The organism is Helicobacter sp. UBA3407, assembly GCF_949747025.1.
Lineage (GTDB): Bacteria > Campylobacterota > Campylobacteria > Campylobacterales > Helicobacteraceae > Helicobacter_D > Helicobacter_D ganmani.
Genome location: NZ_CATKCB010000064.1, coordinates 1 through 8,413 on the forward strand (window position 1 = coordinate 1; position 8,413 = coordinate 8,413).

The following is an 8,413-nucleotide window of genomic DNA, read 5'->3' on the forward strand; positions in this document are numbered from 1 at the left end:
AAAAATGCTCTCGTGAGTGTTGGTGTGGTAATCCATAGTCCGAAGTTTTGCCAACCAATGGCATTGCGTTAATCACAACTAGATTATTTTACTTTGCTTATGCAAGTTACTAATTATAAGCTAAAAACATAAGTCTTAAAAGCAATAAGTATCAAAAATTCTACACTCAAAAGGAAACAAAGAATCAAAATCCATTTGGGATTCCATAAGATATTCCAAAAGTGATTCCAACCAAAAAAATGCAAAGTCAAAAAAAACACAAAAAACCCGCTAATGCTTCCACCTAGCGCAAGCCCTATTGCGCCAAAATACTGCATAAGAACAAAGGAGCAAAAAGTACCAATAAGAAGTGAGAAAGCCGAGATTTTAGCCGCTAATGCTTGTTTGGATTTAGAATAGAGCCAAAGTGAAAAAATCCGCGCCAATCCAAAGGGGAGCAAACCTACAAGATATGCGCCAAAAACACCCGCACATAAGAGTGTGTCTGTGCGTGCAAACTTGCCCCGCTCAAACAAAAGCCAAATGATTTCGTTTTTGAGCAAATAGCCACCAAGCACACATAAACTTAGCAAAATGCTAAGCAACCAAAAAGAGCGAGAAAGCTCCCTTAAAGCAAGGGATTCTTTGGATTCCTTGATATATTTTGCAACCATAGGAAACAAGGCTGTGGAAGTCGCAATCGCAAAAATTGCCAAAGGAAGCTGAAAAATGCGATTAGCATAATAAAGATACGAAATACTTCCGCTTGCGAGAAAAGAGGCTAAAAGCGTATCAATAAAAGAAGCGAATTGCGCAGTGGAGCTACCAAACATTGCAGGAGAAAATTGCTTGAAAAACTCCTTGACGTTTCGGTTAATAGAATCTTGTTTGGAGGTTTTTTGAGCATTTTTTAAGTTGGGTTGTGGATTTTTGTATTTTAACTCTTTAAATCCTACATATAAAAGCTTAAAGAATCCTAAACGCCACATAGGATAACAATGCAACAAGATTTGTGCGATTCCACCTGCAAGCACGCCATAGCTTAGAGTTAAAATGGCTTGATAGGATTCACTGCCTCTTGCAAGGAGCAGAGCAATAATCATCGCAAGATTGAGAAGTGCAGGAGAATAAGCCCAAGCGGTGAAGTTGCGTTTGTATTGTAGCATTGCGCCAAAGAGTGTTACGATAAAAATAAGCAATAAATACCAAAAGTTAATGGCAACTAATGGTGCGGTAAGGGCGATTAAATCATCAGAAAATCCAAATGCTAGCAGTTTTGTGAGTGGCTTATTAAACACACATACAACAACCGAAAGACAAAGCAAGATAATACAAAAAATCAATCCAATCTTGAGTGCAAATCCTCCGCGCAGACGCGCATTAAAGAATCCTGGTAAAAAAGCTTGATTAAACGCACCCTCGCCAAAAACACGACGAAAGAGATTAGGTAGCTTAAAAGCCACAAAAAACATATCACTATAAATACTAGAGCCTAGAATCGTAGCGGTGAGCAAATCACGAAAAAAACCAAGAATCCTTGAAGTGAGGATTCCGCTGCTATTGGTAAAAAAGGCTTTGAAAAACATTCGGTTCTCTTTTGTCGCAAAATTGCGGATTTTAAATTAATTTTATAACAATTTAGGATAAAATTAATTTATTTTTGCATAAAAGGTTTTAGAAATATGTTAAAAAATTCTTTGCGAACATTTAGACCTTACTATGTTAATGAATGCGAAGATATTAAATTTGCCATTAAGCAAGTCTCCTCTCAATTCAATATGGACGCAGATTCCTTTGATTTTGAATTGCAATCTATCACTACTTACAAAAAAAATCTTTATGACTATGAATCCCAACTGATTCCTGCACAAGAAGTAGATGCGTTTTTTAGCAATCGCGATAATATGCTAGAACCAAATCTCGTGATGAATCAACGATATTGTATTTTGATTAAAGAAAAAGAACGCAAGGAAACACGATTCCATTTCACGGCAGACAAAGCCTTTAGCGAGGCATTTTTGACTTTTCGTGTGGGGTTTAATTATAGCAAAGAAGATTTTGATAGTGTGTATATGCAAATCAAAAAAGAAAAGGCACGGAATAGGATTTTATGCTTTAATGAAGCGCAAGAAAAAAGCGCGTTAGAAGAGTTTTTGCAGACTTTGGAATATCCGCTAAGACAAGATGTGAAATACAAAATTCTAAGTGGCGTGAATCTTATCCCAAGTGTTGAGGGAAATTTGGAGTTTAAAAAGGACATTACAGGACAATTCCAAACGGTGCTAAAAGATGATGTAATTTGCGAATATCAAAAGCCATTACAAGGCAAGCCCGGACGCAATATCCGCGGAGAATACATTATTCCTCAAAGTCCAAAAACACTACACCAACCTTGTGCCTTGCAATATGATAAAGAAAGTATCGCACTTAAAGAATATCCTTGTTGTATTTATTACGTCAGTGTAATTGGTGGAATCTTAAAATATGAAGATGGGTTTTTGTATGTTAGGGATACCTTAGAGACGGAATCTGTAACACTCAAAACTACTGGTTCACTCATCGGCAATATTAATAGTGGCACAATTATCAATATCACACAAAAAGACGCAATGAAAGAAGCCTTAGGGCAAGGAATGAAGATTCAAGCGGGGGAAGTGAATATTGAGGGAAATATTGGTCCTAATGCAGAGATTAATTCAAAAGAAGTGCGTATTGGAGGCTTTACGCATCAAAACTCCAAAATCTTTGCCAATGATGCAGAAATCGCGACACATAAGGGTTATGCAAAAGGCGAGTATATCAAAGTAGAAATGCTTGAAACAGGGATTATTGAAGCTAAAAAGGTGGAAGTAGAGCATGTCTATGGTGGCAAAATTTATGCAGAAGAGATTGTGATTAAAACTTTGCATTCCAATGCGTTTTTGTATGCAACCAAAAATATTCATATCACCAAAATGGAAAAAGGCGAAAATAAATTTTTCCTAGCAGCAAATTATAGTCCAGCAGGAAAAGAAAAGTATAACGCACTTTTCAAGCAAAAAAATGAATCTATTAAAGAAGCAATTCGTATGACAAAAGAGCTAAAAGTTGAGAGTTTAGAGCTTAAAAAGCTTAAAGCTACCGCAGATGAGATTCGTGGAACTTTGATTCATTATAAAAACACTAAAACCACGCCTCCTAGCTATCTGTTAGCGAAATTTGAGGAATATCATCAACGCGTGCTTGCGCTTAAAAATAAGCGGCAAAGAATCAATGAGCTAAGTATGGATTTCAAAAACGCGCGCGAGGCACTTAATGTATTAGACGAATTGACAAAAAATGCGACGATTACGATAGAGAGCGGTTGGATTGGATATAATGAAGTGCATTATGTCTTTTATTCTCCTAGCCGTGAATTACTCTGTGTGCCAAAGCCCGGCGAACCTTCTAAAGTCGTATATCAAAAAGACAAAATTCAGCTAATTTTATAAAGGAATCTTAATGATTATTGCATTAGAGGGGGAAATTTTTATCAAAGAACCAACGCGTGTGGCTTTAAAATGCACAGGTGTGGTGTATGAAGTGTTTGTTTCTTTGCAAACCTTCAATCAGATTAAAGCCAAAGTGGGCGAAAAGCTAACCTTGCATATTTCACACATTATTCGTGAGGACGCGCAGATTTTATTTGGGTTTGTAGATTTAATGGAAAAAAGCCTTTTTGAGCGTCTGATTAAAATCAATGGCGTAGGTCCAAAAGTTGCAATCGCAATTCTTTCTACTTTTAGTCCTCAAACTTTTGCAAAAATTGTAGAAAGCAATGATGTGAAATCTATGCAAAGAGTACCGGGAATTGGTCCAAAGAGTGCGGGTAGGATTCTAGTAGAGCTTTCTGGTTGGTCTTTGGAATTAACACAAAATCATAATATGGGAGTAGCGGAGGATTCTAATTTGCATCAAGTGATTTTGGCTTTGGAGTCTTTGGGATACAAAAGTGATGTGATTCATAAAGCGACAAAAGGTTTAGAGAACGCAGAAGTCGGTGAAATGGTCAAAGCAGCTTTGAAAAAAATGCAAACTTTATAAATTTAGGAAAAAAATGAGCAAAAAATTGCACTTAGTCTCACTAGGTTGCACAAAGAATCTAGTGGATAGCGAAGTAATGCTTGGGGCTTTAAGTGAATATGAAAATACGCAAAACTTAAGCGAAGCTGATGTTGTGATTATTAATACCTGTGGATTTATTGAAGCGGCAAAACAAGAAAGTGTCCAAAGCATTTTGAATGCTTTGCAATCAAAGAGAAAAGATGCAATTCTTGTTGCAAGTGGTTGTTTAAGCGAACGCTATGCAAAAGAATTAAAACAAGAGATTCCAGAGATTGATATTATTACAGGGGTGGGAGATTATGATAAGATTGGTGAGCTAATAGAATTGCGCAAAAATGGAAAGGTTCTTTCAAGCCAAAAGGGGGTATTTTTAGCAAATGAAAATCATAAGCGTGTCATTAGCGGCTCTAAAATCCACGCATATATTAAATTATCAGAGGGTTGCAATCAAAAATGTAGTTTTTGTGCGATTCCAAGCTTTAAGGGCAAATTGCATTCTCGCACTTTAGAATCTACACTTAAAGAAGTGAAAAATTTAGTCAAGCAAGGTTTTAGGGATTTTAGTTTTATCGCGCAGGATTCTAGTTCTTATTTGCGTGATGTTGGGGTTAAAGACGGATTGGTGCAACTCATTGAGAGCATAGATAAACTTGCAAAAGAGGGATTGGAAATCAAAAGTGCAAGGATTTTGTATCTTTATCCCTCCACAACTTCTAAGCGTTTAATTACCGCAATTTGTGATTCTACAATCTTTCAAAACTACTTTGATATACCTTTGCAACATATTAGTCAAAAAGTCTTAAAAACAATGGGGAGAGAAGGAGAGTTTCAAGAGTTGCTACAAGCTATGCGTGCAGTGCCAAATAGTTTTGTGCGCACAAGTTTTATTATCGGACACCCAAGTGAGGAGGAGGAGGATTTCGGGGAGCTATGTGATTGGATTCAAACTTTTTGCTTTGATAGAATGAATTTCTTTGGATTCTCTTGCGAAGAGGGAACAAAAAGTGCGCAATTAGAACAAGTGCCGCAAAAGACGATTAATGCGCGATTGAAGCGGATTAATAAGATTTTTTTAAAGCAATACAAAAAAGATTTAGAGGCTTTGGTGGGCAGTGAAATCCTTGTGATATTAGAGGGAAAATCCGCGGAATCGGAGTATTTTTATAGCGCAAGAGATATTCGTTTTGCTCCTGAAATTGATGGAGAGATTCTGATTAACGACAAGGAAATCAAGGAGGATTTAGAGATTGGGTACTATCGTGTTAAAATTACAGAAGTCGTAGGAGAAAATGTGTTAGGTTGTGTGCTTGGGCGAGCATAATTTTGAGATTACATTAGAGTTTGTAGAGGAGCTAAGAGGGAGCAGGAATCTCTTAGCATTCTCTGGCGGGGTGGATTCTAGTGCGTTGTATTTTTTGCTCAAATCCTATCAAATTCCTTTTGATGTGGCAATTATGAACTATGGTATGCGCAAGCAGGCTGCTTTGGAGGTTTCTTATGCGCAAAATTTGTGTTTAATGGATAATAAGCGGTGTTTTGTGGAGTATGCACCCAAAATACACAATAATTTTGAAAGCAATGCGCGTAAGTTGCGTTATGATTTTTTTGAAAATTTGATTATGCATTTTGGATATTCTCATCTGATTTTGGCACATCAGCTAGATGATATGTTGGAGTGGTTTTTAATGCAGTTTTGCAAGGGAACAAATTTGCAAAAAATGCAAATGTCGCCCAAATACAAGAGGATTTGCATTAGAGAGATTCAGCAAGAAAAAATCAGTTATTGGATTGTGCGTCCTCTATGGCAGGTCAGTCACGCGGAAATTTTAAAATATCTCCAAAAAAATCATTTTTTTTATTTTGAGGATTTTAGCAATCTCAATCCGCGTTATCAGCGCAATTATTTTAGAATCAATTTTACCAAAAGGCTTTTAAGTGAGTTTGAAAGCGGAATCGCATTTAGTTTAAAAGAGCTTTGTAAGGGATTTCAACAAGAAAGTGTTGCGCCTACAAATCAAGTTTTTGAGATTCCAACTTTAGGTAAATTTTGTGTGTTGGGATTGGAATCTTTAAACAATGCTTTAGAATCTGTGGATTTGGTGTGTAAAATTTGTGGTGTTTTGCTCTCTCGTGTGCAAAAATTGGAATTAAAGCGACTTTTGGAGGAAAAAAGTTTTTCACAAGTTTTTAGGCATAAAATCGCAATAGAAAAAATAAAGGGCAAAATATTCCTCTCCACTTATACTTATTCTTTGGTAATTATCCCTAAGAAATTGCGCGAAAAATATCGTTGTTTGGGGATTCCAAAGAAATTCAGAATCTTTTTGTTTCAGGCTAGAAATTTAGGTTTTGAACAAAGAGTTTTAGATAAAATTATAGAATCTTAAAGGGAGAGAAAGTGAAAAAGGTTTTATTGATTAAAGACGACTCAATCGGTGAAAATAGCGAGCTTGGACGCAAGCTTATCTTGGGATTTTTAAGTACAATGAAAGAATGCAATCCGCAACCTCAAGCGATTTATTTATTAAATCGCGGTGTTTTGTTGGCTACAACGAATGCGGCAGGGGTTGAAGTCCTGAAATCTTTAGAGGCGCAAGGGATTGCAATTTTTTCTTGTCAAACTTGTTTGGAGCATTTTGGACTTTTAGAATCTCTCAAAGTCGGTCAAGTTGGCAATGCCAAAGCTACACTTAATGCACTTTTAAATGCAGAGGACGCAGTTAGTTTGTAGGCATAAGAGGTGTAAGAAAGTCTTGTAAAGTTTTTAGTGCAAGATTTTCGTCTAGCTTACTAAGCAAGCAATCACTCTTTTTGCTTCCATTGCAGCCGTCTCTGTCACAAGGCACGCAAGGTAATGGCTCTTGATAGACGCAATGTTTTCCCATACTTTGGATTCCATTGCGCGCAAGATAAGTGGAATCTTGTAAGTCATTATCCCAAGGACCCCAAGTCATAGGTGATGTTGGACCAAAAAATGCAAAAGTTGGAGTGTTGTTTGCCGCACTTAAGTGCATAACGCCTGTATCTACACCGATAAACGCTAAGGCTTTGGAGTTTAGCAAAGATACTTCACCTAGCGATAAATTGCCATTAAACACAATGGGCTTGCTTTTAGTTAGCTGTAAAATGTGCTGAAGTTTTTCGGATTCCCTTGGGTCATTTGAAGTAGTGAGAATGCAAGGGAGTTGGTAGGTTTGCGTGATGAAATCAATGATTTTTGCGCAAAAACTATCCTCTATACATTTAAAAAACCAGCTACTAAAGAGATGTAAATGCACGAAATATTGTGGGAGATTCTTAAGTTTCTCGCAATCTAGTGCGATATTTGCACAGACACATTTAGAGAGAATAGGAATCCCAAGCGCACGCAAGGCTTCTAGGTTATATTCAATCGTATGTTGTCCTCCTTTGTAGGGTAGCCTTAAGTTATAAATAGATTTAGACCAAAAGCTATGGGGCGGGTATCCAACGCGAATCTTAGCTCCGCTCCAAAAACTCAAAAATGCTGTGCGCTCCCCACTGCCTAAGCCAATTACCATATCATATTTTTCTCGCTTGACAGCATAGAGTAAGGAGATTTCGGCTTGTAGTTTTTGCCAAGGATTTTTCGGACGTCTTAGGCAGTGAATCTTGCGCAAATGCTCGCGGCTAATTGCGCCTTGTGTGCCGTCATTAACAAGTATATCAATAATACATTCTTCTCCATAATGGGCTTTTAGATTGGAAAAAAGTGGGCTAATTAGTAAAACATCGCCGATTTTATTTAGTTTGATGATGAGAATTTTCATAGATATGCTCGTATTGATTTTTGAATTTTTTGTGAAACCATAGCCATTCTTTTGGATTTTCACGAATAGTTTGCTCCAAAATATCGCTTTGGATTTGTGTTAAATTCTGAATATCGGCTTGTAAGTCTCCTGTTTCTTGAAATTCTATGGGAGGCAGAACTTTGATGAGGATTTGACGATAATCTTGAGAATAGGAAGCAAAAGCATGCACAATTTTGGCGTGATATTTCAAGGACAAAAGAGATGCAATGGGTGTGTGTCGGACATTTTTATCAAAAAACTTTACCAATAACCCATCACTCTTGGCAGTATTTTGGTCTGTTACAGCCCCAATTACCTTTGTTTTGTTAAGTGCTTTGACGAGTCCTAGCATTGCACCTTGTTTGTTGAGAATCGTGATATGGAATTTAGAACGCGTTTCTAAAAGATAGCGATTCACCCAAGTGTTTGGCGTCATTCTCGCCACAGCGGTAATGGGGTGGTTGAAATGACAAGTAAAGGCGGGAGTAGTGTATTCCCAGTTGCCATAATGCGCGGTAACAAAGATGATTTTTTCACCATTT

General features: G+C 37.2%; 7 protein-coding genes and 1 pseudogene. 5 read left to right on the top strand and 3 right to left on the bottom strand.

Annotation, left to right across the window (positions count from 1 at the left end; genetic code table 11):
- Positions 1-113 precede the first annotated feature (113 nt).
- Positions 114-1,565 (bottom strand): murein biosynthesis integral membrane protein MurJ, encoded by a 1,452-nt coding sequence (gene murJ / locus Q1553_RS01260; protein ID WP_115551589.1) that lies wholly within the window; start codon positions 1,563-1,565, stop codon positions 114-116.
- A 96-nt stretch (positions 1,566-1,661) separates the two neighbouring features.
- On the opposite strand from murJ, the gene Q1553_RS01265 reads away from it, so the two are divergent.
- The 5 genes from Q1553_RS01265 to yedF are packed head-to-tail and all read left to right on the top strand — an operon-like array spanning position 1,662 to position 6,793.
- Positions 1,662-3,449, top strand: coding sequence for a flagellar assembly protein A (locus Q1553_RS01265; RefSeq protein ID WP_115551588.1), 1,788 nt, complete (start codon positions 1,662-1,664; stop codon positions 3,447-3,449).
- A gap of 10 nt (positions 3,450-3,459) precedes the next feature.
- Entirely contained in the window at positions 3,460-4,041 is a 582-nt protein-coding gene (gene ruvA / locus Q1553_RS01270; RefSeq protein ID WP_297578391.1) for a Holliday junction branch migration protein RuvA, read from the top strand.
- A gap of 13 nt (positions 4,042-4,054) precedes the next feature.
- Positions 4,055-5,383 carry a 30S ribosomal protein S12 methylthiotransferase RimO gene (gene rimO / locus Q1553_RS01275; protein WP_297578388.1) on the top strand — a complete coding sequence of 443 codons (1,329 nt, stop codon included), beginning with the start codon at positions 4,055-4,057 and terminating at the stop codon, positions 5,381-5,383.
- Positions 5,370-6,449 (top strand): tRNA lysidine(34) synthetase TilS, encoded by a 1,080-nt coding sequence (gene tilS, locus Q1553_RS01280; RefSeq protein ID WP_181881635.1) that lies wholly within the window; start codon positions 5,370-5,372, stop codon positions 6,447-6,449. The genes rimO and tilS overlap by 14 nt, the downstream gene beginning before the upstream one ends.
- An 11-nt stretch (positions 6,450-6,460) precedes the next feature.
- Positions 6,461-6,793 carry a sulfurtransferase-like selenium metabolism protein YedF gene (gene yedF, locus Q1553_RS01285; protein WP_181881634.1) on the top strand — a complete coding sequence of 111 codons (333 nt, stop codon included), beginning with the start codon at positions 6,461-6,463 and terminating at the stop codon, positions 6,791-6,793.
- On the opposite strand, the gene Q1553_RS01290 is transcribed toward yedF, so the two are convergent.
- Together Q1553_RS01290 and Q1553_RS01295 are read right to left on the bottom strand one after the other, a co-directional pair.
- On the bottom strand, positions 6,783-7,850 hold the full coding sequence (locus Q1553_RS01290; protein ID WP_300668132.1) for a glycosyltransferase family 9 protein: 1,068 nt from the start codon (positions 7,848-7,850) through the stop codon (positions 6,783-6,785). The genes yedF and Q1553_RS01290 overlap by 11 nt on opposite strands.
- Positions 7,822-8,413 (bottom strand): annotated as a pseudogene (locus tag Q1553_RS01295) (lipid A biosynthesis acyltransferase); the annotation flags it as partial. The gene Q1553_RS01290 and the pseudogene Q1553_RS01295, both read right to left, overlap by 29 nt.